Here is a 22,054-nt window from a genome sequence, read left to right on the forward strand (position 1 = left end):
GATAACTCCCCTGCTTAATGTTTAAATGACAATCTCGCTAATACACTTCAATCCACAACTCGGGTTATCAGCCTCTATTACCGCAACGGGAGGCCCCAGTGTTGGCGGATACGTAAATCACTCTTGGCGGAGTTTAGGCGCTTGTGTCACTCAAGGCCTTTTTACGAACCCTTGGTATCCAGAGTTCGTTAAACAACAACTCGAAAACGGGAGCAGTGCCAAAAGCCTGATTGCTCAGATTCGTGAACTTGATAGTGAAAGTGCCAAGCGTCAATGCATGGTCATTGATAACCAAGGCAAGATAGCCTCGCTAGATGGGGAAGAAAATATCCCCTATGTCGGACATATGGGTACTTTGCACACGGGCGTTGCTGGCAACATGTTAGAAAGTCGTGCCGTGATTGAGCAGTTTTATACCCACTTTATCAAACAAGCCTGTGTGAACTCAGGAGATGTACTGGCAAGCGATGCACATCCGAGCTATCAAGAGAGCTATCAACAACAGCTCCCGCACATTCTAATCGATTCATTGTCCAGTGCGCTCGAGGCTGGGGGAGATAAGCGAGGCACATTTTCTGCTTCAATGAGAATTGAATCTCTTGATCAGGCTCCAATTGATATTCGCGTCGACTGGACCGACGGAGACATCATTCAAGATATGAGAAAGGTGCTATCACGGGTTCAAGCACCTTCATTTCAAGAGTTTTTGTCTCAGCTTCCGTCTAGCATCCAGATCTAGCCGATCAATCAAAGCGATATGCTCACCCAGTTGTCGCTTTGACTTCCTGAATTAAGCCAACAATATCGTCACCCGAAAAGAGTGAACCATTCTCTAAATCAGTGCGAATCCCTTCAAGGGTATGGCTTTTATCGCTATAGAGAACAACGGCCGTTTTATCGCTGGGTTTAAGATGATGAGCCTCTCCAAGTTCAGTGTATCTCACCGCTCCCACGGCAACATACATACATCTTGGGTATTCAGACTCTTTCAGTAAAGTCTGAATATCATGCATTGCACCCTCGTCTCTCTGTGCTTCGATTTGTCTCTCAATCCACTGGATTAGTTCGTGGTAAAAAACGGTATAGTCCGTGATTGATGTGTCGCGTCCATTTAAACCCCAAGTGCCCTCTGAATAATGAAAACCACACAATCGGTAGTGCTCTATGCCGCTGCCTTCATCGAAGCTATCTATACCAATCTCAGAGCTGGCTAGCCCTTTAGATGCGCTTCCCCAGTTCTTCTTTTGAGCCAGCTTCACAGCCTGACAGTTTCGATAAGTGGCATCATTAATCACAGTCATTGCCAGGGGCGTCAGCTTCTGCACTCGCCCACCGTCCCCATAAACAACCTCAAAGCGCACGGCTAATTCCGCTTCCATCTGCACCCTTGCATCACCGTTTTTTGGTAGCAATAAGGTGTCCGATGAATAAGGGTCTAATGACAAATAGTCATCGCTCGCTTTAGGTAAGAAAAAGGGAAACAGAGCACGAGGCTTATCCGCACCATCACTAATATCAAGCGCTGTGATCTCTCCAGTTTGATCGAGATGACCTGCGCTGTTACCTGCAATCCCAAAGCCCGAAATAGTTAACCTACTGTTCATGTTGAGCTCACTGTATCTTGAGATGAAACGCGTTTGATCATCTCAACCAAGCACTCCAAGGCAACGCCAACATCGTGTTCATTGACTTGCTCTCTTGGGTTATGACTGATGCCCTTTTCACAGCGTACAAACAAAATGCCAATGTCGGTAATATTGGCCATAACCATGGCATCGTGCCCGGCACCACTGGCTAGAAAACTCGCCGGTGTCCCCGTTTGTATTTCTACAACCTCTGCCCATTGTTGCTGTAGCTTAGAATCACAGGGAACAGCTTGGGCTTGATAGGTTAGCTCATGGCTAAGTTGTAGCTCTCTTCGATGAGCAATAGCTTCAAGTTGGCTAAACAGTTCAGTGCATGCTTGCTCCAAGTCTTGTTGCACCGCACTTCGAATATCCAGTGAAAAATTCACCTCACCGGGAATCACATTCACAGCACTTGGTTTCACCTCGCACTTACCGACCGTCGCAACCACATTGTATTTGAGGCCGTATGCTTCAATCGCGCTTATCATCTCAGCAACGCCACACAAGGCATCAAGGCGTAATTCATGAGGCACAGTGCCAGCATGTCCTGCCATGCCCTTAACCGCAATCTGAAAGCGCTTTGCACCCGCGATGCCTGTTACTACACCTACGGCTTGATTCGCGTCTTCAAGCACTGGTCCTTGCTCGATATGAACCTCTAAATACGCCTTCACTTCTTCAGGAGAGCGAGCATCCTGCCCTGCAAGCTCTGGTGATAATCCAAAGTCCAGCATCGCCTCACCCATAGCCACATTGTTGTCATCTTTGATGTCCAACCAAGCTGGCTGAAAACACCCTGCCACCGAGCTCGATCCGATAAGGGTTGTGTTAAAGCGCACTCCCTCCTCATCGGCAAACGCGACTAGGTCAACATGATAAGGCAACTCAATGTCTTGCAATTGGCGTAAAGCTTCTAACCCCAACAAAATACCCAGATTGCCATCGTATTTTCCTGCATTGACCACGGTGTCGCTGTGCGAGCCAATGACTAGGGTTGGTTGCGTTGGATTACTGGCCAGCTTCCTTCCCCATTGATTGCCAACGCTGTCTTGCCAAACCTCCAAGCCCGCCTCTGTCATCCAGTCAGCGAGTTGTTGATGGGCCTGTTTGTGCTCTGGAGTCAGGTAAGCCCGAGTCAGTCCATTTTCCATTGCGCTAAAGCTGGCTAATTGGTCAGCCTTTTGTAGAATTGTTCCGCCGCTACCTTGCGTCATTAATCAAGACCCTTCTTGGATTAGTCAGTGTAAAAGTCCATCGCAGCAACCACAGCTTGCCCAGGAATAATTTTTGCTCTGTGCTTGATCAAGATAGATTCCAGTGCGGCTAAGGTGGACAGCACACATTCTTGTCTGGCATTAAAACCCATGGTGCCAATACGCCAGATCTTTCCATGTAGAGGGCCAAACGAGGTGCCTATCTCAATACCAAAGCAATGCAGTAACTCTTGACGAACCGCTTCACCATCTAGGCCTTGCGGAATATAAACACCCACCACGTTATTCATCTTATATTGAGGGTTACCGAATAGCTCTAAACCCATAGCGCGCAAGCCAGAGGCCATGGCATCACCCGCTTTCTTATGGCGAGCAACCACTTGATCGACACCCTCCTCCAAGAACAATCGAGCACACTCTCGAGCTGCATACAGCATGCTGGTTGCTTCAGTGTGGTGATTAAGACGCTCTGGCCCCCAATAATCCATCACCATTGCTAGATCGAAGTAATTGGACTGAATCATAGCCTCATCACCCGCCACATGATGTTCAGCACGGATACCCGCTTCTATGTGTTTGCGGCGATTAATCACCTCAGCACAGCGATCGCTTAGGGTAATAGGGGCGCTACCTGATGGCCCACCTAAACATTTTTGTAATCCCACCGATACGGCATCAAGGTGCCACTCATCGGCTTTAAGCTCATTGCCCGCAACAGATGCGGTTGCATCACAATAGAAAAGCACATCATGGCGCTGACAAATCTCGCCCATTTCCTTGAGGGGTTGGTTCATTGTGGTTGAAGTATCACCCTGAACCGTTGCGAGTAACTTAGGCTGAAATTCCTTGATAGCTTGCTCAATCTGCTCGGGTTGACACACCTCGCCCCATTCAACATCAATTGTTTTCACCTTAGCCCCAACCCGCTGAGCGATTTCACACAACAGGTGACCGAAACGACCAATTACAGGGATGAGTACCTTGTCTCCTGGCTGCAATACAGACACTAGAACCGCCTCAATACCCGAGCGAGCGGTCCCGTCCACCAGCATGGTTTGCTGATTCTGGGTTTGAAAGACACCGCGATAGAGCGCTTGTACTTGGTTCATGTAGTTGGTCATTGCAGGGTCGTACTGACCAATCAAAGACGCTGATAGTGCCTGATGCACACGTGGATAGGCATTGATTGGGCCTGGTCCCATTAACAGTCGTTGAGGTGGATTAAGGGTTTCAAAAAGCGTGTTATTGGTCATGATTGTTCTCCAAGTAAATAGGTGCCGTCGCTACGGGGATCGCTGGTTGCAGACGCATCGCCAGTGGGGTGCTGCACAATCGCTCCGGCGTGTCCCATCAATTCATTTTGATCAGCTACTGCTGTGATTTCATGCCCTAATTGAGTCAGGGCAGTTGCATGCTCGTCATAGAGTGTTTCTTCTAGTCTCAAGTTGGTGGTTGAGTCACCCCAGGTTCGCCCTAAAAGCCATCTCGGTTGCGCCACTGATTCGCCGAGACTGACATCTTGATACAGGTATCGGCTGAACAAACAGGCCTGAGTCTGAGGTTGCCCCTCTCCACCCATGGTGCCATACACCATTCGGCGACCGTCATTCAGTTCTGCGTAGGCTGGGTTTAAGGTATGAAACGGCTTTTTGCCCGGCAGTAGTGCATTATGGTGGTTGCTATCGAGCGAGAAGCTCTTGCTGCGGATGTTCCATAGAACACCGGTTTGTGGCAGAACCACACCAGAGCCAAACTCCCAGTAAATGCTTTGGATAAAGCTCACCATAGTGCCGTATTGGTCAGTCGCTCCCATCCAGATGGTATCGCCAGGTTCAGCTATGTGAGGCCAAGGCTTTGCTGATGTCATTGATACATCGGATACACACCTCTCAATCACCTCATCGCTAAGCCAAGATTGCAAAGGCTTCTCCAGATAGACCTCGTCTGTGACAACCTGGTCTCGAATAATGAATGCCTGTTTGGTTGCCTCTACTAGCAAATGTATATGGTCGATCTCTAGTGTTGCTTTGCTAACAAGTCGGTCATAGATGGCCAAGATCAACAATGAAGCAACCCCCTGAGTGGGTGCGCCGAAATTGAACAACTTTCCCTTCGAAATGCTTGTGGTAAGCGCTGACAAAACCCGAGCCTGATGTGCATGAAAATCCTGCAAGCTAATTGGACTGCCCGCCTTTTGCAGGTCTGAGGCCATCTTTTGCGCAATCTCACCTCGATAAAAATCGTCTAAGCCGTTGTTGGCTAAGGTGGTCAGCGTGCTTGCGAGTGCTGAATTGGTTATCGTGTCACCCACACTAAGCGGCTCTCCTTGGTTTAGGTAGAGTTCAGAGAAATGAGCATCTTCGCCCAAGCGAGTCAGGGTTTTCTCACTGGCGTTCACTAGGCTTTGAGTCACCTCAATGCCCTTACTTGCAGCATCAATAGCAGGAGCGAGTAATTGAGTTAACGCTTGCTCCCCTCCATTTAGCTTTAGGGCCTCTTGCCAACCCGAGACTGTCCCCGCCATTGTGATGGCCGCTGTTGCGCCGCTGTCCGGTAGCTCATCACTGAGCTTGCGATAGTGGTCTGGATCGGCTGATAAACTGGCAGCGCCGCAAGCATCAATGGCCACCGGAGCCTCGCCTTTCTTGCAGATAAGCCAAAACCCATCTCCACCAATGCTGTTCATGTGTGGGTACTGCACAGACACCATGGCGGCGGCAGCAACCATGGCTTCACTCGCAGTACCACCAGCGTCTAGGATCGCTTGTCCTGCTTGAGCGGCCTTTGCATGGGGCGCTGTAAATGCGCTTTGAAAACTCATACTGACCTCTCTTCAAGTAACACTTTTGCCGTAGCGATTAATTGAGATTCGCTGTTCGGCAATCCCATTAAAGAGACACCAACTGGGCCTTCATTTAAGTCAGTCATAGGAAGGTGCAACTGTGGCAAACCCGCTAAACCTGCAATAGAGGTCAAGCCCATGAGTTCGGTGCGATATGTCGCTAAAGAATCATCATCGATCTCTAGTTTCGGGGGGCCGGCCGGCGTTGTCGGTATTAACCATAATCCGTTCGAAGCCTTGATTGCGTTAGTGAGTGCTTGAGTAAAGCGTGCTTGTTCACTCTTCGCTGATAGGTAGTCATCTTTCGATAAAGAGCGGGCCCATTTCACACGCTCAAGTATCCTTGGGTCTAACGTGTCGCCATACTCGATGAGCCATTGATCGTGTTTTTCAATGATCTCAAAGCCTTGGACCGTTCTAAAGATCAGACTCAGTGCGGACAGGCTAAGCCCCATTTCATCCAAGAAGCCAACGGATTGAATGCTAATGCCCGCATGATCGCACCATTTATCTAACTGAGCTCGACGCTCTGCACTCAGAATGCCGGCTAAGTCCTGGTCTAGATACAGGGTTTCAACTGGAGTGGATTGCGGTAAATCAGTAGTCAGAGATTGGAAAACCGAAGCCAATACATGGAGTTCACGACTGAATATCCCTACGGTATCAAAGCTCTTTGACAGCTCGAAACAATGTTCTAAGTCTAATTGACCCAAGCTAGGTCTTAAACCAAACAGTCCACAATAACTGGCTGGCACCCGCACAGATCCGCCAGTGTCGGTACCAATAGAGAAGTCGGCATGCCCAAGAGCAACTGCGACGGCACTGCCACTCGATGAGCCACCCGGAATCGAATCGGGCGCCAATGGGTTGATCGGTGTTCCATAGTGAACATTGTCACCGTTAAGGCTATACGCAAGCTCATCGGTTTGCACTCGGCCAACACACTCTGCACCCTTAGACAGCAATGCCTGAATGACTGGAGACGTGTGCGCAGCCTTTGAGTGTGTGTCTAACCATTTAGGGTTTCCTGCGCCGGTGACATAACCCTCAACGTCGAATAGGTCTTTGAAAACAAAGCGATAATCGCTTAGGTCACCCTGGTTAGTTGGCGCTAATAGGTCTGGCCCCTGCAGACAATAAATACTGGGGTCACGTTCATTCATACTCATACCCACCCCACTACTTAGTTACAGCGACGAGATCGTCTTGATGGTTCTTTGCGTAACGATTGGCCATCACTGCGCAGTAGAAAATCTGAATCGGGTGATAGAGCATGATAGGTAATAAAATCATGCCCAGAGATGGGTCTGAACCAAAGATAACCGCGGCCATAGGAACGCCGGCGGCCAAGGTTTTCTTGGTGCCACAGAACACGGCAGCAACTTCATCCTCATGATTGAATTTGCTCTTGCGTGCTCCCCACTGAAACAGATGAATCATCACCATCAATACCAACACACAAATAGCGATAGTGGTGGCCAGCATACCTATAGAGAAGGTGTGCCAGATACCATTAGCGACCGAGTCACAAAACGCATTGTAGACAATCAGTAGAATCACGTACTTATCGACCTTGTTCACCACAGCCTTGTGCTTTTCAGCAAAGCTCAGTAGCAAGGGGCGAGCCAATTGTCCGGCAAGCATCGGCAGTAGCAATAGCTTTGCAATCGAGATCACCGAGTCCATCAGATTGAGCTCTGCACCTTCAAAGCCCATAAACAGCTGAATCAAGAATGGCGTAATCAGAACGCCAATAATGCTGGATAAAGAGGCATTAAAAATCGCCCCTGGCACATTACCCTTACCAACACTGGTCATAGCCACTGACGAAGAGACCGTACTTGGCAAGACAAACAAGTAACAGAATCCAAATGCCAATGCTGCTGGCATATAGGCAAGGAACACGTCACCAAATATCACCCAAAGTAGAGGGTAGAAAACAAAGGTCGCTGATTGGATAAATAGGTGCAGGCGCCAGTTACTTAGGCCCGCCTTGATCGCACTTGGCGCCAATCCAAGACCGTGTAAGAAGAAGACAATCGCAACCCCAATACCGGTTAGTTTATCTAGATGAATAATGCCGCCGGTTTTTCCCACATCGGCTGTCAAAGTAGCCAGTGCGATTGCTAGCACCATTCCCACTAGAAACCATTCTTTCTTAATTTTACTGATTATGTTCATTGCTGTTTTTCTTCTAAATTATGATTGTTTCGACGCTATTCAAGTTCATCGAGTTGCGAATAATGAGTGGTAATTTTTCCGCTTACCTTCACCGCTTCTGAGCCTAGGTAGCGATAGGCCTTGTTCACCAGATAGGAGATCAGACTCATGGGCGCGGCATAGCTATCTAACGGGTTTTGATTGTTCATATGGCAGATCAAGTAGTGCGACACACAGGGAATGTATTTTTGCCCCGATTGGTCAGTGATGAGCAACGTCTCAACACCATTTAACTGCTCGAGGATTTGAGCAAAATGATTCACCCTTCTGCGGATGCCAATCACAATCACAAAGTCTTCTTCGTTGATAGAAGCAATGTCCTCACCTATGGTCTGCCCTGGAACCGGTAATAACTCAACATTGCCTCTGGCCTGCATAAGTTGTTGTCTGAAATGCAGCGCTAGGGGGTAGCTGTTTCGATAACCAATGATCTTGATGCGCTTAGCTGTAGACAGTTTTTGTATGATCTCAGAGAGGTCCATTTCTCCAAGCTGTGCCCAGAGTTGCTCTAATGAACGTAACTCCTGCTGCAGCTCCCTATCTTCCATCGGTGCCGTGATAACCGGTGTGCCCTTGTCTCGTTCATCAAGGAGTTCATTGCGCAAAGCCGTGTGATCCTCATAACCCAATTTGCGAATGAATCGACTCACGCTTGCCTTGGATACCTCGCACGCCTCTGCAATCTCATTCGTCGACAGCATCAATACCTTTTCAGGATTAAGCTGAAGGTAATCGGCTAACCTGCGATTACTCTTGGTCAACTCAGAGTAATGTCGAGTGATTCTCTCGCTCAATGGGTTGCTAATTGGGCTCATAGCAGACTCCTAACAATTGAAACAATATTATCGAACGGCTGATAAGAAGTTTTGCAACTCAGGCGTTTGAGGATTAGCGAACACCTGCGTGCTTTCGCCCGACTCCCAAACCTTGCCTTCATTCATGAACACGACTTTGTCCCCAACATCACGAGCAAAATTCATCTCATGGGTCACTAGGATTAGTGTCATTCCTTCCGCTTTCAGTTGCTCTAGAACCTTGAGTACCTCGCCAACCAACTCAGGATCCAGTGCCGATGTGATCTCATCACACAGCAATACCTTGGGTGACATCGCTAATGAGCGAGCAATGGCAACACGTTGCTGCTGTCCGCCCGATAGGTTACTTGGATAAGCATCAAATTTATCCGCCAGTCCCACCTTATCCAAAAGCTCTTTCGCTATTTCTTTGCACTCCTCTGGGGTCTTTTTTAAGACCAACTTAGGAGCAAGCATGACATTCTCGCCCACCGTTTTGTGAGGAAACAGGTTGAAGCTTTGAAACACCATGCCCACGCTACGGCTCAGTAGCCTTAGCTTATAGTCATCATCCTCAACAGCTTGGCTATCAACGATGATCACGCCATCTTCATAAGTCTCTAGACCGTTCATACAGCGCAATAGCGTACTTTTACCAGAACCACTGCGGCCAATAATAGAGATCACCTCACCGGCTTTGATCTTAAGGTCAACACCCTTTAAAACATGGTTTTCGCCATAGTATTTATGGACTTTTTCTACACTAACGAGTGACATGATTTTTGTTCTCCAGGTGACGTGCTAATAAAGATAATGGGAAGCAGATAACGAAGTAGAGCAATGCGACAAAGGCAAATACCTTGAAGGGTTGGAAGGTGGCATTGTTCAGCATGGTTCCAGCCTTGGTCAGTTCGACAAAACCGATAATCGAAGCCAGGGCCGTACCCTTAACAATCTGCACAGAGAACCCAACCGTAGGTGCAATGGCCATACGCATTGCTTGTGGCGCAATAATGTGGCGCATGCTTTGCAGATAAGTAAGACCAAGCGTACGACACGCCTCCCACTGCCCCTTTGGCAGGGCTTCAATGCAGCCACGCCAGATATCGTGGAAAAAGGCACTACTAAAAAGAGTAAGAGACAAGATAGCCGCAGACCAAGCACTTACCTCAACCCCTATCAGTGATAAACCGAAGAAGGTTAAAAACAACTGCATCAACAGCGGAGTACCCTGAAAGATCTCTACATAAACTTGGATAATGCGCGTAATGACGATGTTTTTAGTGCTACGCAAAAAGGTCAGTGCCGCCCCAAGTAAGCCACCGCCAACGAAGGCAATCAAAGACAAGAGTATGGTCCAACGGGCCGCCATCATTAGATTGCGCAAAATATCCCAATCAGAAAATTCCATCATGTTTGGGGTCTCCTATAACGACGGGTTTTTAAAGCTTGCCTGCTTCACCATGGCAAACACTTGACGCATTAGCATGGATAACAGCAAATAAATCAGAGCCGTAATCAAGTACGCTTCGAAACTTAGGAAGCTCCTTGATTGGGCAAAGTTGGCAGCAAAGGTCAGCTCTTCAACCGAAATCTGCGAGACGACCGCCGAGCCCAACATCACGATGATGCATTGGCTGGTGATGGCAGGATAAACACGCTGATAGGCCGGTGGAAGAATGATATGCATAAAGGTTTGGCGGTTGGTTAAACCTAAGACTCGACCCGCTTCCCATTGCCCCTTTGGAGCGGCTTCAATACCTGAACGGATAATCTCTGCACTGTATGCGCCTAAATTAACGACCATAGCAATGGAACCAGCTTGCCAAGCGGTGAGCTTTAAGCCAATCGCTGGCAAACCAAAGAAGATAAAAAACAGTTGCACGATAAAGGGGGTGTTACGAATCAGCTCTACATAACTGGCACACAACCAACGCATTGAACGGTATTTATTGATGCGTCCCGCAGCGCAAAGTGTCCCCAACAGCAAACCACCAATCGTAGAGATGATCGTAAGCTGAATGGTTGCCCAAGCCCCTGATAGGAGCTGGGGAACATAAGGAGTGAGGCCTGCTATATCTAGTTGATAGCTCATAGTGACTTCCTAGTTAAGCGCCAAGAGATGCAGGGAATGGTGCTTTTAGCCACTTCTGAGAGATGTCTTCTAATGCACCCTCTGATTTTGCTTGCTTGATCAGTGTATTGATCTCATCAAGTAGCTCAGTGTCACCCTTCTTAATACCGATGAAACAAGGTGAGTCTTTCAGCATGAACTTAACTTGAGGTGCCTTGCTAGGATTACGGTTAGCAATCTCAGTGACCACCAAGTTACCCGTTGCGATCAAGCTAACCTGACCTGAAAGGTAAGCTGATAGCGTTGCATTGTTGTCTTCGTAACGCTTCAACGTCGTGTTCTTTGGCACTATCTTGCTCAGTTCGATATCTTCAACAGAACCGCGTGTCACACCAACGGTTTTGCCCGCTAGCTCCTCTGGCGAAGAGGCAGTTTCTGCATCACTACCGAACACACCAAGGAAGAAAGGTGCGTAGGCATCAGTAAAATCAATTGCACGTTCGCGCTCTGGGTTTTTACCTAAGCTAGAAATCACCAAATCAACCTTACGGGTTTGCAGGTAAGGGATGCGGTTTGCGCTAGTCACTGGTACCAACTCAAGCTTCACCTTCATCTGCTCTGCAAGATACTGAGCCATGTCGATATCGTAACCCTGAGGCTGGAGGTTAATGTTTACCGAACCAAATGGAGGAAAGTCTTGTGGTACTGCCACCTTTAACACACCACTCTCTTTAATAGCGTCTAATTGATTAGCGCTAGCCACGTGTGCACTCAGTAACAAAGAGGCGGTTAAAACGGTTTTTAGTACAGTCTTAATTACGTTCGTAAATACGTTCATATAGTATTTCCCTATAAAGAAATGAAACAATTGGAACAACTGATAATTCTTTTGCAACGAACGTGCCAAAAATGAAAAATACCTATTGAGGCTAGGTAATCCAAGCCTTGAGAGTATTTTTAGGTAAAGGTAGGTTTATAGATATGAAACCGAAAATGCTTTATTTGGTGCAATGCTTGCGCCATAACGACGCAACGGAGGGGTTGCCACTAAGTGTCGGTTAGCACACAGGCAAATAAACAACACTGTCATATATGGACCCACCCAGTTTGCAAGTCATTTTACATTCTTGGTTATTGAGTCATTGTCGTTCATATATTCGGCCTGTTTACTGAGCTCTATCGTGCTCATGGCCTTGATGTAATCTGCACCCAATGCTCTTTATCATTCCCACGGCTTCTGATGAGCCAATGACGGTGTCAGAGTTTCACTGGGGCGGGATGACCGCTAACCATCGATGTAAAATGTATCGCAACTGACGATGAGTGTTGTTTAACTGGTTAATTCCCTACTGTTTAGAGCGTTAGCATTATCAAGTTATGCTTCTTTAAGTTGGTACGGTTTGTTGTGTGTAATCACAGCCCAGACAATGCGTGCCAACTTATTCGCTAACGCTACACAGGCTTTGTTAAAGCTTTTCTCATGCTTCAGCTTAGTTGCCCAGACGCTCACCTTGTCTTCTTTCCTATCTGCATATTGGAGTACACTCCTCGCTCCGTGTATCAGAAGCGCTCTGAGTACGACGTTACCTTTCTTGGTGATGCCATACAGTTGAGATTTCCCTCCAGTTGAGAACTGTCTCGGAACCAGACCACACCAAGCAGAGAAGTGTCGACCACTCTTAAACTGTGTCCCTTTCCCAATGGCTGCATACAACGCTAGCGCGGTGATAGGTCCGATACCCACGACACTTTGCGCTATCTGACAGACATAATTTTCTTTAGCAAAAGCCTTTAGCTTGCTCTCGACCTGTTCAATACGGTCGTTTAAGGACAAGAACTCCTGGTACAGTTCATTGAACAAATCTCTAGCGACCCAGGTCAGTTCGTTACCTGGGTCTTCTAAGAACTCTGGAACGGACCTACGCAAGGCTGAGATACCTCGATTCATACAGAGCCCATACTCAAGCAGTAATCCTCGTATCTGGTTCATTAGTTGAGTGCGTTGCTTAATCAAGCGTTGCCTAATACGCAGGTACATTTGAGCGTCTTGTTGGTCAATGGTTTTTATCGGTACAAACGTCATATTGTCACGTTGTGCGGCTTCCGCTATCGCTTCTGCGTCGTTGTAGTCATTCTTATTTTTACGACGATATGAAGTGACATGTTGCGGAGGGACGAGTTTAACCTCATGCCCAAGCTTGATGAGCTCCCGAGCCAAGTGATTAGAGGCACCACAGGCTTCAATGGCAATTGTTTGAGGAGCTAACTTAGCAAAGTATGAGAGTGTAGCCGCGCGCTTAAGCTGCTTCTTATATGTGATTTTTCCGCGTGATGTGACGAACACTGCATGAAAAACATTCTTGGCAATATCTAATCCGACCGTTACATTTGTCATGTGGACCTACCCTTATTTAGATGCTTGTTTGTTCAACTTCATCTTGGCGCATTGTGACGCCGTGTAAAGGGTGGGTCCATTTCATTATTCCCGCAGGTTTTTAGCGGGAATCTACGGCAATTCAGATGCCCGATAAGAGCACTCGGGCATGACGTATTTGTGTTCTGGCATGAGGCACTTAGGTTCGGGTAAGAGTTGCTTGTATGAGGCATGAGGCAGTTGTGTTCAGTATGAGGTGCAAGTACTCAAGAATGACGTATGTTGGCGCACAGGCGAATACACAACACAGTCATTCCCGCAGTTGTTAGCGGGAATCTTAGGGTAATTCAGATGCCCGATAGAAGCACACGGGCATGACACATTTATAGATTGGGCTCCACTTAAAACACCATTAAGCCAAATGAGCTCTTAGTGCTGACACAGCCTGCTTGGTCGACTCAAACGCAAACCCATTTAAGTCTATGTCGGTTAAAGGCATCCAACTCAGGCTTTCAACATCATCATCAGCCACAATTTGAGCCTCATCATCAAGGGTCACGATGAACACCATATCGCAGGTTGTATAGACGACCTCTTTATAAGGGTAAACATTCGGAAAGGAAGTAAGGTATTCAAATGATTTGGGTTCTACGCCAATCTCTTCTTTCAACTCACGATTTAACGCCGTTTCTGCACTTTCGTGAGGATCCACATATCCACCCGGCAAGTCACATTGCCCTTTACCCGGTTCACGTGAACGAGTAGCGACTAGCAACATGGTTTCTGATTGAGCGTTTTGTTTGATAACCGCAGCCATCACAGCAGCCGCCATATTTTGAAAGAAGGTAAAGTCGCACTCACTGCAGTTAAACTGATTTTTAATCGTGGCTAAGCTCTTAACTCCGCACTTAGGGCAATAAAGCATGATAATGAATCTTTAATATGATGAGGATTGTCATCACTTTATCATCGATGAATGACAGAAAGAATGCTCATCTCCTGCCAATACCGCAAGCAGATACAGTAGAGTTTTCGACCTAACCTTGCTCCATCAAAACTTATTATCAAAATGTGACGAGAAAGATAAGTACCTTCGCTGTGTTTAGTGTAATCTTGCCCGCATTAACAGTCGCAACCATGAAACTATCGCCATCGACATTGGGTGGCATACTGTCCATGGCGCAGGCATTAAACAAGGCCAACGAGAAGAACAGCGCTATTGGCAGTATACTTAGGGTAATTACTGTCTTTATCTCATCGTTCGTTTGAACCTTGTTTACAGCACTTCGAGACCGCTGAAACTTTGATGGCAGGTAAGCACATCAATGATGTTGGGGCATGATGCCCCTTCGCAAAAGGACTTCACCAGACAGCAAGCGCACTTGATTAGAGTAACCAGTGCTTTGTTATTCCAAATAGGCTTTAAGCCGTATTGTCGTTATAGGTAAAGAATATGTATTCAATTTTTGATATCTACAAAATAGGTGTCGGTCCTTCTAGCTCTCATACCAACGGTCCTATGCTTGCTGGGTATCACTTTACTCAACTTATTCAGCAAGATGTCGCTAAGGTGACGCGCATTCAGGTGGATTTGTATGGCTCATTATCTTTAACAGGTAAAGGTCACCACACGGATCGTGCTTCTATTCTAGGCCTGCTTGGTAATCGTCCGGATACCATCAAAATCTCTAGCGCAAATGCAGAGATGCGCGCTGCAATCAATGACGGAAAGTTCAACATCTCAGGCGATCACTTGATCGACTTTGATTACGACAAAGATATCCTGTTTCACACCAGCAACCTACCACTGCATGAAAATGGAATGACCGTTTCAGCCTTTGATGCAAATGGTGAACGAATTGGTTTTGAAACCTATTACTCCATTGGTGGCGGGTTCATTGCCACTGAAGATGAGCTTCAACACGGCAAGAAAACCTCAAACGTATCGGTTGAGTTCCCATTTGGCAGTGCTGATGAGATGCTGGCTCAAGCCGAGAAAAACGGTTTAAGCCTTGGCGGAATGGTGCTCAGAAACGAGCTTGCCTTCCAAGATATGTCCGTTATCGATGCTAAAGCAGATAAGATTTGGAAGGTAATGCGCCTATGTATGGAACGTGGCTTTGAAACCGAAGGCATTCTCGATGGCGGCCTAAACGTAACCCGCAGAGCCCCCAACCTACTTAAAAAACTAGAAGCCAATGCCTTGGTTGAGAACGACCCAATGGAGATCTTGGATTGGATTAACCTGTTTGCGTTTGCTGTAAGTGAAGAGAACGCGGCTGGTGGTCAGGTCGTTACCTCGCCAACCAATGGCGCGGCTGGTGTTATCCCTGCAGTGCTCATGTACTACAACCGCTTTATCAAAGAACTAGATACCAAGCAGCTTAAAGACTTTATGGCGGTGTCTGGTGCTATCGGCATTTTGTACAAGACTAATGCGTCTATCTCAGGTGCTGAAGTAGGCTGTCAGGGTGAGGTTGGTGTTTCGTCCTCTATGGCTGCAGCAGGCTTAACAGCGCTACGTGGCGGTAGTAACGAACAGATCTGTATTGCCGCTGAAATTGCTATGGAGCATTCACTTGGCATGACCTGTGACCCAATCGGCGGACTGGTTCAGGTACCTTGTATCGAACGCAACGCTATGGGCGCAATGAAGGCGATCAATGCCTCTCGCATGGCTCTTAAACGTTCTAGTAAGTGTCTGATTTCTTTGGATGATGTTATCGATACCATGTATCAGACAGGTAAAGATATGAACAAGAAGTATCGAGAAACCTCTCTTGGTGGTTTGGCGATGATTCACTTGGCGCCACCATGTGAATAAGCGCTACGCGATAGCATTTTGTAAGTAATGGAAGGCATGTTAGGTTGGCTAACATGCCTTTTTTAGTGATGCACCAAATTCGGATCCAAACCGTGTTATCACCGACCCCCGTCATCCTAGAGTGGTCCCCTTGCCTGCACTCCGGTGGCCGGCACTCCGGTCGAGGTTCTCCGTGGCAGAGTTACGTAGAACAAGCACAACAGATGCCCGATAAAAACTTCGGGCATGACGTGCTCTGGAGGATAGGTCTGTCACTTGTAAACACCGCCAATTCTCAAGCGCTCCTCTGAGCCGGCATTCCGATAGCCGGCATTCCGGTCGAGGTTCTCCGTGGCAGAGTTACGTAGAACAAGCACAACAGATGCCCGATAAAAACTTCGGGCATGACGTGCTCTGGAGAATAGGTCTGTCACTTGTAAACACCGCCAATTCTCAAGCGCTCCTCTGAGCCGGCATTCCGGTGGCAGGCATTCCGGTGGCCGGCACTCCGGTCGACGTTCTCCGTGACGGACTTACGAATAACAAGCACAACAGATGCCCGATAAAAAACTTCGGGCATGACGGCATTTCGGATGCGAACGACGGGGCTGACCGTGTCATCTCCGAGTGCTCCTATCGGAGATCTAGGTGTTTACTTAGGCGGAACAAATGCTCAACTGCAGATCCATAAGCAAAAAAAGGGAAAGCCCTAAGGCTTTCCCTCTCCCAAAAACAAGGCCATCAATAAAACAAATTATCGATTAGACGCCCAAGCGTACATCAACTCTAGCGCTACTGTTGCACCTGCCAGAGCGGTTAGGTCTGCATGATCGTATGCTGGAGAGACTTCCACCACATCCATGCCAACGATATTCACTCCAGCCAAGCCGCGTAGAATCTTTAGCACCTTGTCTGAGTTCAATCCGCCACACACAGGCGTTCCTGTGCCTGGAGCAAATGCTGGGTCTAAGCAGTCAATATCGAAGGTAACGTACACGGGCTTATCACCAATCACCTTTCGAATTTGAGCAACAATCTCATCGGCATTTTGATCATTGGCCTGCATAGCATTGATGACATTGAAACCATGGCCTAGCTGCTCATACTCTGTGCGAATACCTATCTGCACTGAGTGCTCAGTAGAGATAAGGCCTTCGTTCGGTGCATGATAAAACATGGTGCCGTGGTCATACGCACTGCCATGCGCATAAGTATCCGTATGAGCATCAAAGTGAATCAATGCCATCTCGCCATAGTGCTTGGCGTATGCGCGCAGTATTGGCAAAGTAATAAAGTGGTCGCCACCTAGTGCCAGCATGGTTTTGCCACTTTTCAGGATTTCATCGGTGGCGGCCTCTAAACGAGTGGTAAAGTCTTCTGCATCACCACTATCAAACACCAAATCACCAGCATCAATAACCTTAGCGCGTTCAAAGACATTAAAACTCCAAGGGAACTTTTTTCCTTCCCACGCTAGGTTAACCGATGCCCTACGTATCGCATCAGGCCCCATGCGTGCACCGGGTCTGCCCGAAGTGGCCAAGTCTAAAGGCACCCCTAATACCACTAGATCAGCCTCTGCAGACACAGGATCGCGCAGATAAGGTCGACGCATAAAACTCATTGAGTTTGAGTAAAGCGAATAATCAGTTTTAGTAAACAAATCATCCATTTAGAAATCCTCTAAGTAGGTATAACCCATTAGGCCACCCTCTAATTCTTCCAACACCTGCTGTTGCTCATCAGCGTGTACGCGTTGAGCGACTAAATCACGATAGTTGTCGCGGATCTTGTCTACATCGATATGAACATAGCGCATCATGTCTTCAACACTATCCCCTTCATCGATGCGCTCAATGACCGATTCTCCGTGTTCATTCACTGTCACAACAGCGCTGTGGGTATCACCAAACAGGTTGTGCATATCACCCAATATCTCTTGATACGCTCCCACTAAGAAGAAGCCCATCAAGTAAGGTTTGTCCTTATCCCAAGCCGGTACTGGCAAGGTTTTTTCAATGCCTTGACCTTCAACGTACTGTTCAATCGCGCCGTCTGAATCACAGGTAATGTCTAACATGACCGCACGGCGATCTTCCACGTTCTCAAGTCCTGATAGAGGCAGAACAGGAAACACCTGATCGATACCCCACGCATCCGGTAGAGATTGGAATAGCGAGAAGTTAACAAAGAACTTATCCGCTAATCGCTCGCTCAACTCATCCAATATTGGACGATGGAAGCGGTTTTTGTTACTCATCTGACGGCTCAATTCGAAATAGATTCGAAGTGAAAGCTGCTCAGCCCAAGCTCGTTGCTCTAGGTTTAAAACCCCTGTTGCAAACTGAGAATGCACTTCAGCCAAGTCACTCTGAGTATCATTGTAGATCTCGATTAAAGCACGCGCGTCACTGCCATCTTGTAGGCTTTCCCAGTTACGCCACATGTTTTGCAGTAGCGTTGGAGCAAGTTGCTGTGGAGCATCAACCGCTTCAGGGTAGTACGCCTCAGTGCCGATCACGTTGGTAATCAATACCGCGTGGTGAGCGGTTAGAGAGCGACCAGATTCTGAGATAATTGTCGGAACCGGTTGCTCATACTGCTGACATACATCGCCTACCGTACTCACAATGTTACGCGCGTACTCAATCAAGCCGTAGTTCATCGAGCTTGAAGATTGGCTGCGTGTACCGTCGTAGTCCACCGCTAAACCACCTCCGATATCGAAGTACTGGATGCCTGCGCCCATAGCTCGCAATTCACAGTAAAAACGAGCTGATTCATTCACACCGTTGCGGATATCACGGATGTTCGCCATCTGTGAACCAAGGTGGAAGTGAACCAGTTGCAATGCACCTAGCTGTTGTTCTTTCTTCAAACGCTCAATAACTGAAAGCACTTGAGAAGCGGCCAAGCCAAATTTAGATTTCTCGCCACCGCTTGATTGCCACTTACCCGCACCTTGAGATGCAAGGCGAATACGCAAACCAAGGCGAGGTGTCACACCTAAGTCTTTTGCTTCTTTAAGTACTAGGTCTAGCTCGGACAGTTTCTCAAGTACGATGAAAACCTTATGGCCTAGCTTCTCGCCAATCAGTGCTAAGCGGATGTACTCACGGTCTTTGTAACCGTTACAGACAATCACTGAACTCGCCTTTTGCGCCAAAGCTAATACTGCGAGTAATTCAGGCTTACTGCCTGCTTCTAACCCCAACTGCTTGGTTTCAAGCTGTGCTTGGCTCTCTAAGATCTCATCGACCACTTCTTTTTGCTGGTTGACCTTAATTGGGTAAACCAACAAGTAATTATTTGAGTATTGGTATTCTGCTATGGCTTGGTTAAACGCCTGACAGATACCATGCACACGTTGATGCAAAATTTGTGGAAATCGCACCAATACTGGCAGGTTTAACTGCTTGCTCTCGAGTTGAGAGACAATATTGCTCAGTGGTACTTGATGAGCGTTATCGCTACGAGGTGATACATACACCTCACCTTGATTGTCGATACCGTAGAAGCCTTGGCTCCAGTAATGAACGTTGTAATCCGCACGCACACGGTCAAGTTTGGAAAGATTTTCCACATCAAATCTCACAATGACAGAAGGAAGAACACATGACTCAAAACAACCTGAGCCAAGAACCAACACGGCTTTAATTGGTTTCCGTGTGGGGCGCATTAACGGATAAAAACGTCTTGAGATCTAACAAATTAATTTTGTCGTGAAGATAAAGAGAAAGTGAAGCTGGGACTTGGTGGTTAAAGAACTAGGTTAAAACCTGAGTTGTCGACTGGATCCCCGATAGGAGCATTCGGGGATGACGCTTACGAGTAAGATACGAACATTTGAGGACGTAATTTAGAAGGGATAGTTCCCTACAATCGTCGTTCCCGCATTCTGTTAGCGGGAACCTGAGACATGATTAGATCCCCGATAGGACCATTCGGGGATGACGCTTACGAGCAAGATACGCACAATTGGAGATGTAATTTAGAAGGGATAGTTCTCCCTACAATCGTCGTTCCCGCATGTTGTTAGCGGGAACCTTAGGCACGATGAGATCCCCGATAGGACCATTCGGGGATGACGCTTACAAGCAAGGTACGCACAATTGGAGATGTAATTTAGAAGGGATAGTTCTCCCCACAACCGTCGTTCCCGCATGTTGTTAGCGGGAATCTGGTAGATGGAGAGGGTCTCTGCAGGAGCATTCGTGGGGGTTACATTACTTTGAGCTTAACTCAACCCAGTAATATTCCCATCTTCATCAATATCAAGATTCATGAAGGCTGGCTTGTCTGGTAGGCCTGGCATGGTCATTACGTTGCCGCATAGGGCGTAGATGAAGCCTGCGCCGGCACATAGCCTAAGCTCACGAACGGGCACGTCAAACAGTGTTGGTGCGCCTTTAATGCTGCCATCGGTAGAGATGGACATCGGGGTCTTGGCCATACAGATAGCTAGGTTGTCATACCCAAGTGCTTTGTATTGGGCAAGTTGCGCTTTTGCCTTGTCGCTCAGTGTGACCGAAGTTGCACCATAACCCAGCTCAGTGATGGCCATGATCTTCTCTTCCAGCGTCTGAGACATCTGATATAGAGGCTTAAATTGAGTTGGGGTATGACATTGCTCGACGACCTTAGACGCAAGCTCTGTTGCCCCCAATCCGCCTTGAGCAAAGGCCTCACAAACCGCAACCTCAACAGAGTAAGGTAGTGCCTCAACCATCTGCTTTAACTTGTTTAATTCTTCTTCGCTGTCTTGCGGGAAACGGTTAATCGCGACTACAGCCGGTACGCCGTATTTCACTACATTCTCAATGTGCCATCTCAAGTTAGCGAAGCCTGCTTCCAGTGCTGCGCTGTCTTTATCAAACATACTGTCTGGAATAGGCTGGCCAGGTCTTAGGTTGTATAAACCCGAGTTTGCCTTCAGGCCACGAAGGGTTGCCACAATCACGGCACAATCTGGAGACTTACCTGAGGCTTGAGCCTTGATGTTGCATGCTTTTTCAAAGCCCATATCAGAACCAAAACCACCCTCTGTCACGGTGAAGTCGGCCAGTTTGGTTGCGATGTTATCTGCAATAATCGAAGAGTTGCCATGAGCGATATTAGCAAATGGTCCCGCATGAATCAGGGTTGGAATACCCTCTAGGGTCTGCATCATGGTTGGCTCGATAGCCTCACGCATGCTCACCGTCATAGCGCCGGCTACACCAAGGTCTTCGGTAGTAACAGCCTTACCATCGAGGTTGTAACCAATCACTATCTTACCGATACGACGGCGCAGGTCTTGAAGGTCGCTTGCTAATGCCAACACGGCCATGAGTTCAGAGGCGGCAGAGATGTCAAAACCGTCTTCACGCTCAAAACCGTTAATGGTCTTGCCTTCATCATTGATGCCGACAGTGATCTTGCGCAATGCACGATCGTTGTGATCAATCACACGCTTCCAGACGATACTCGCACGGTCAATACGAACCGCTGTTAAACCCGTACGCGCTTCATAGTCTTCATAGCCATTACGTTGTTCATGATAGATACGAGCATCGATGGCCGCAGAGGCAAGGTTATGGGCTGCCGTCACGGCATGAATGTCACCCGTAAGGTGCAAGTTAAGCTCTTCCATAGGAGCAACCTGAGAATAACCGCCACCAGCAGCGCCTCCTTTCACACCAAACACAGGTCCCATAGAGGGCTGTCTGATGCATGCCATGACTGATTGTCCAACCTTAAATAGCCCTTGAGCTAGGCCGATTGCTGTTACTGTTTTACCTTCACCAAGGGGCGTTGGAGTTATCGCCGTCACCACCACCAACTTGCCGGTTTTCTTGTTCTCTAGACGCTTAAGCGCCTTCAGACAAACCTTGGCTTTGTGTTGGCCATGGGTTTGAATCTCATCTGCATGCAAGCCGACGGCAGTGGCGACATCAGCAATAGGGCGTAATGGAGTAGAGCGTGAGATTTCAATGTCCGACAGCATGGCTTCCTCTGGGGGATATAAGAGACAATCTGATTTTGGCGGGGATAATAAAGAAATCTGAGGATAAGTAAAGTGCAAACGATTGCGTCGTGTAAAAATCGAACATTCCAATTTTGAAA

Annotated in this window: 18 protein-coding genes; 2 read left to right on the forward strand and 16 right to left on the reverse strand. The window is 47.6% G+C overall.

From position 1 onward, the window contains the following. Positions 1 to 25: 25 nt before the first annotated feature. Positions 26 to 739, forward strand: coding sequence for a DUF1028 domain-containing protein (locus D5I41_RS02175; RefSeq protein WP_119008290.1), 714 nt, complete (start codon positions 26 to 28; stop codon positions 737 to 739). A 22-nt stretch (positions 740 to 761) separates the two neighbouring features. Here the strand turns inward: D5I41_RS02175 and D5I41_RS02180 are convergent, their stop codons facing one another. The 13 genes from D5I41_RS02180 to D5I41_RS02240 form a co-directional block, all read right to left on the reverse strand. After that, positions 762 to 1,604, reverse strand: a complete 843-nt coding sequence (locus D5I41_RS02180) for a DUF5718 family protein (protein WP_119008291.1) — start codon at positions 1,602 to 1,604, stop codon at positions 762 to 764. After that, positions 1,601 to 2,842, reverse strand: a complete 1,242-nt coding sequence (locus tag D5I41_RS02185; protein WP_119008292.1) for an allantoate amidohydrolase — start codon at positions 2,840 to 2,842, stop codon at positions 1,601 to 1,603. The genes D5I41_RS02180 and D5I41_RS02185 overlap by 4 nt, the downstream gene beginning before the upstream one ends. A 20-nt stretch (positions 2,843 to 2,862) precedes the next feature. After that, the gene (locus D5I41_RS02190) at positions 2,863 to 4,095 is read right to left on the reverse strand and encodes a pyridoxal-phosphate-dependent aminotransferase family protein (protein WP_119008293.1); all 1,233 of its coding nucleotides are present in this window, start codon (positions 4,093 to 4,095) and stop codon (positions 2,863 to 2,865) included. Then, entirely contained in the window at positions 4,092 to 5,663 is a 1,572-nt protein-coding gene (locus tag D5I41_RS02195) for a gamma-glutamyltransferase family protein (RefSeq protein WP_119008294.1), read from the reverse strand. Before D5I41_RS02195 ends, D5I41_RS02190 begins: the two co-directional genes overlap by 4 nt. Next, positions 5,660 to 6,853 carry an amidase gene (locus tag D5I41_RS02200; protein WP_119008295.1) on the reverse strand — a complete coding sequence of 398 codons (1,194 nt, stop codon included), beginning with the start codon at positions 6,851 to 6,853 and terminating at the stop codon, positions 5,660 to 5,662. Before D5I41_RS02200 ends, D5I41_RS02195 begins: the two co-directional genes overlap by 4 nt. A 10-nt stretch (positions 6,854 to 6,863) precedes the next feature. Continuing rightward, a complete protein-coding gene (locus D5I41_RS02205; RefSeq protein WP_119008296.1) occupies positions 6,864 to 7,865 on the reverse strand; it encodes a bile acid:sodium symporter family protein in 1,002 nt (333 codons plus the stop codon). A gap of 35 nt (positions 7,866 to 7,900) precedes the next feature. Further along, positions 7,901 to 8,719 carry a MurR/RpiR family transcriptional regulator gene (locus D5I41_RS02210; protein ID WP_119008297.1) on the reverse strand — a complete coding sequence of 273 codons (819 nt, stop codon included), beginning with the start codon at positions 8,717 to 8,719 and terminating at the stop codon, positions 7,901 to 7,903. A gap of 27 nt (positions 8,720 to 8,746) precedes the next feature. Next, positions 8,747 to 9,475: an amino acid ABC transporter ATP-binding protein gene (locus tag D5I41_RS02215; RefSeq protein ID WP_119008298.1), complete on the reverse strand. Its 729-nt coding sequence runs from the start codon at positions 9,473 to 9,475 to the stop codon at positions 8,747 to 8,749. Then, a complete protein-coding gene (locus D5I41_RS02220; RefSeq protein WP_119008299.1) occupies positions 9,462 to 10,112 on the reverse strand; it encodes an amino acid ABC transporter permease in 651 nt (216 codons plus the stop codon). Before D5I41_RS02220 ends, D5I41_RS02215 begins: the two co-directional genes overlap by 14 nt. A 12-nt stretch (positions 10,113 to 10,124) precedes the next feature. Next, entirely contained in the window at positions 10,125 to 10,793 is a 669-nt protein-coding gene (locus tag D5I41_RS02225; RefSeq protein WP_119008300.1) for an amino acid ABC transporter permease, read from the reverse strand. Between the two features lie 13 nt (positions 10,794 to 10,806). Next, entirely contained in the window at positions 10,807 to 11,610 is an 804-nt protein-coding gene (locus D5I41_RS02230) for a transporter substrate-binding domain-containing protein (protein ID WP_119008301.1), read from the reverse strand. 537 nt (positions 11,611 to 12,147) lie between these two features. Further along, positions 12,148 to 13,167, reverse strand: a complete 1,020-nt coding sequence (locus tag D5I41_RS02235) for an IS110 family RNA-guided transposase (RefSeq protein ID WP_119008151.1) — start codon at positions 13,165 to 13,167, stop codon at positions 12,148 to 12,150. Positions 13,168 to 13,558: 391 nt separating this feature from the next. After that, positions 13,559 to 14,071, reverse strand: a complete 513-nt coding sequence (locus D5I41_RS02240) for an NUDIX hydrolase (RefSeq protein WP_119008302.1) — start codon at positions 14,069 to 14,071, stop codon at positions 13,559 to 13,561. A 528-nt stretch (positions 14,072 to 14,599) separates the two neighbouring features. Between D5I41_RS02240 and D5I41_RS02245 the strand changes: the two genes are divergently transcribed. After that, a complete protein-coding gene (locus D5I41_RS02245) occupies positions 14,600 to 15,970 on the forward strand; it encodes an L-serine ammonia-lyase (protein ID WP_119008303.1) in 1,371 nt (456 codons plus the stop codon). 733 nt (positions 15,971 to 16,703) lie between these two features. Here D5I41_RS02245 and speB read toward each other — a convergent pair. The 3 genes from speB to D5I41_RS02260 form a co-directional block, all read right to left on the reverse strand. Further along, entirely contained in the window at positions 16,704 to 17,621 is a 918-nt protein-coding gene (gene speB / locus D5I41_RS02250) for an agmatinase (RefSeq protein ID WP_119008304.1), read from the reverse strand. After that, a complete protein-coding gene (gene speA, locus D5I41_RS02255; RefSeq protein WP_162892774.1) occupies positions 17,622 to 19,532 on the reverse strand; it encodes an arginine decarboxylase in 1,911 nt (636 codons plus the stop codon). A 654-nt stretch (positions 19,533 to 20,186) separates the two neighbouring features. Continuing rightward, the gene (locus tag D5I41_RS02260; protein WP_119008305.1) at positions 20,187 to 21,935 is read right to left on the reverse strand and encodes a formate--tetrahydrofolate ligase; all 1,749 of its coding nucleotides are present in this window, start codon (positions 21,933 to 21,935) and stop codon (positions 20,187 to 20,189) included. Positions 21,936 to 22,054: the final 119 nt, after the last annotated feature.

The sequence above is a fragment of the Vibrio superstes genome, from assembly GCF_003569005.1.
GTDB classification, from domain to species: Bacteria; Pseudomonadota; Gammaproteobacteria; order Enterobacterales; family Vibrionaceae; genus Vibrio; species Vibrio superstes.

What these genes read in the sequence shown, in the direction of transcription:
- D5I41_RS02175 (WP_119008290.1), top strand. Translation starts at nt 26, where the DNA reads ATGACAATCTCGCTAATACACTTCAATCCACAACTCGGGTTATCAGCC.
- D5I41_RS02180 (WP_119008291.1), bottom strand. Translation starts at nt 1,604, where the DNA reads ATGAACAGTAGGTTAACTATTTCGGGCTTTGGGATTGCAGGTAACAGC.
- D5I41_RS02185 (WP_119008292.1), bottom strand. Translation starts at nt 2,842, where the DNA reads ATGACGCAAGGTAGCGGCGGAACAATTCTACAAAAGGCTGACCAATTA.
- D5I41_RS02190 (WP_119008293.1), bottom strand. Translation starts at nt 4,095, where the DNA reads ATGACCAATAACACGCTTTTTGAAACCCTTAATCCACCTCAACGACTG.
- D5I41_RS02195 (WP_119008294.1), bottom strand. Translation starts at nt 5,663, where the DNA reads ATGAGTTTTCAAAGCGCATTTACAGCGCCCCATGCAAAGGCCGCTCAA.
- D5I41_RS02200 (WP_119008295.1), bottom strand. Translation starts at nt 6,853, where the DNA reads ATGAGTATGAATGAACGTGACCCCAGTATTTATTGTCTGCAGGGGCCA.
- D5I41_RS02205 (WP_119008296.1), bottom strand. Translation starts at nt 7,865, where the DNA reads ATGAACATAATCAGTAAAATTAAGAAAGAATGGTTTCTAGTGGGAATG.
- D5I41_RS02210 (WP_119008297.1), bottom strand. Translation starts at nt 8,719, where the DNA reads ATGAGCCCAATTAGCAACCCATTGAGCGAGAGAATCACTCGACATTAC.
- D5I41_RS02215 (WP_119008298.1), bottom strand. Translation starts at nt 9,475, where the DNA reads ATGTCACTCGTTAGTGTAGAAAAAGTCCATAAATACTATGGCGAAAAC.
- D5I41_RS02220 (WP_119008299.1), bottom strand. Translation starts at nt 10,112, where the DNA reads ATGATGGAATTTTCTGATTGGGATATTTTGCGCAATCTAATGATGGCG.
- D5I41_RS02225 (WP_119008300.1), bottom strand. Translation starts at nt 10,793, where the DNA reads ATGAGCTATCAACTAGATATAGCAGGCCTCACTCCTTATGTTCCCCAG.
- D5I41_RS02230 (WP_119008301.1), bottom strand. Translation starts at nt 11,610, where the DNA reads ATGAACGTATTTACGAACGTAATTAAGACTGTACTAAAAACCGTTTTA.
- D5I41_RS02235 (WP_119008151.1), bottom strand. Translation starts at nt 13,167, where the DNA reads ATGACAAATGTAACGGTCGGATTAGATATTGCCAAGAATGTTTTTCAT.
- D5I41_RS02240 (WP_119008302.1), bottom strand. Translation starts at nt 14,071, where the DNA reads ATGCTTTATTGCCCTAAGTGCGGAGTTAAGAGCTTAGCCACGATTAAA.
- D5I41_RS02245 (WP_119008303.1), top strand. Translation starts at nt 14,600, where the DNA reads ATGTATTCAATTTTTGATATCTACAAAATAGGTGTCGGTCCTTCTAGC.
- speB (WP_119008304.1), bottom strand. Translation starts at nt 17,621, where the DNA reads ATGGATGATTTGTTTACTAAAACTGATTATTCGCTTTACTCAAACTCA.
- D5I41_RS02260 (WP_119008305.1), bottom strand. Translation starts at nt 21,935, where the DNA reads ATGCTGTCGGACATTGAAATCTCACGCTCTACTCCATTACGCCCTATT.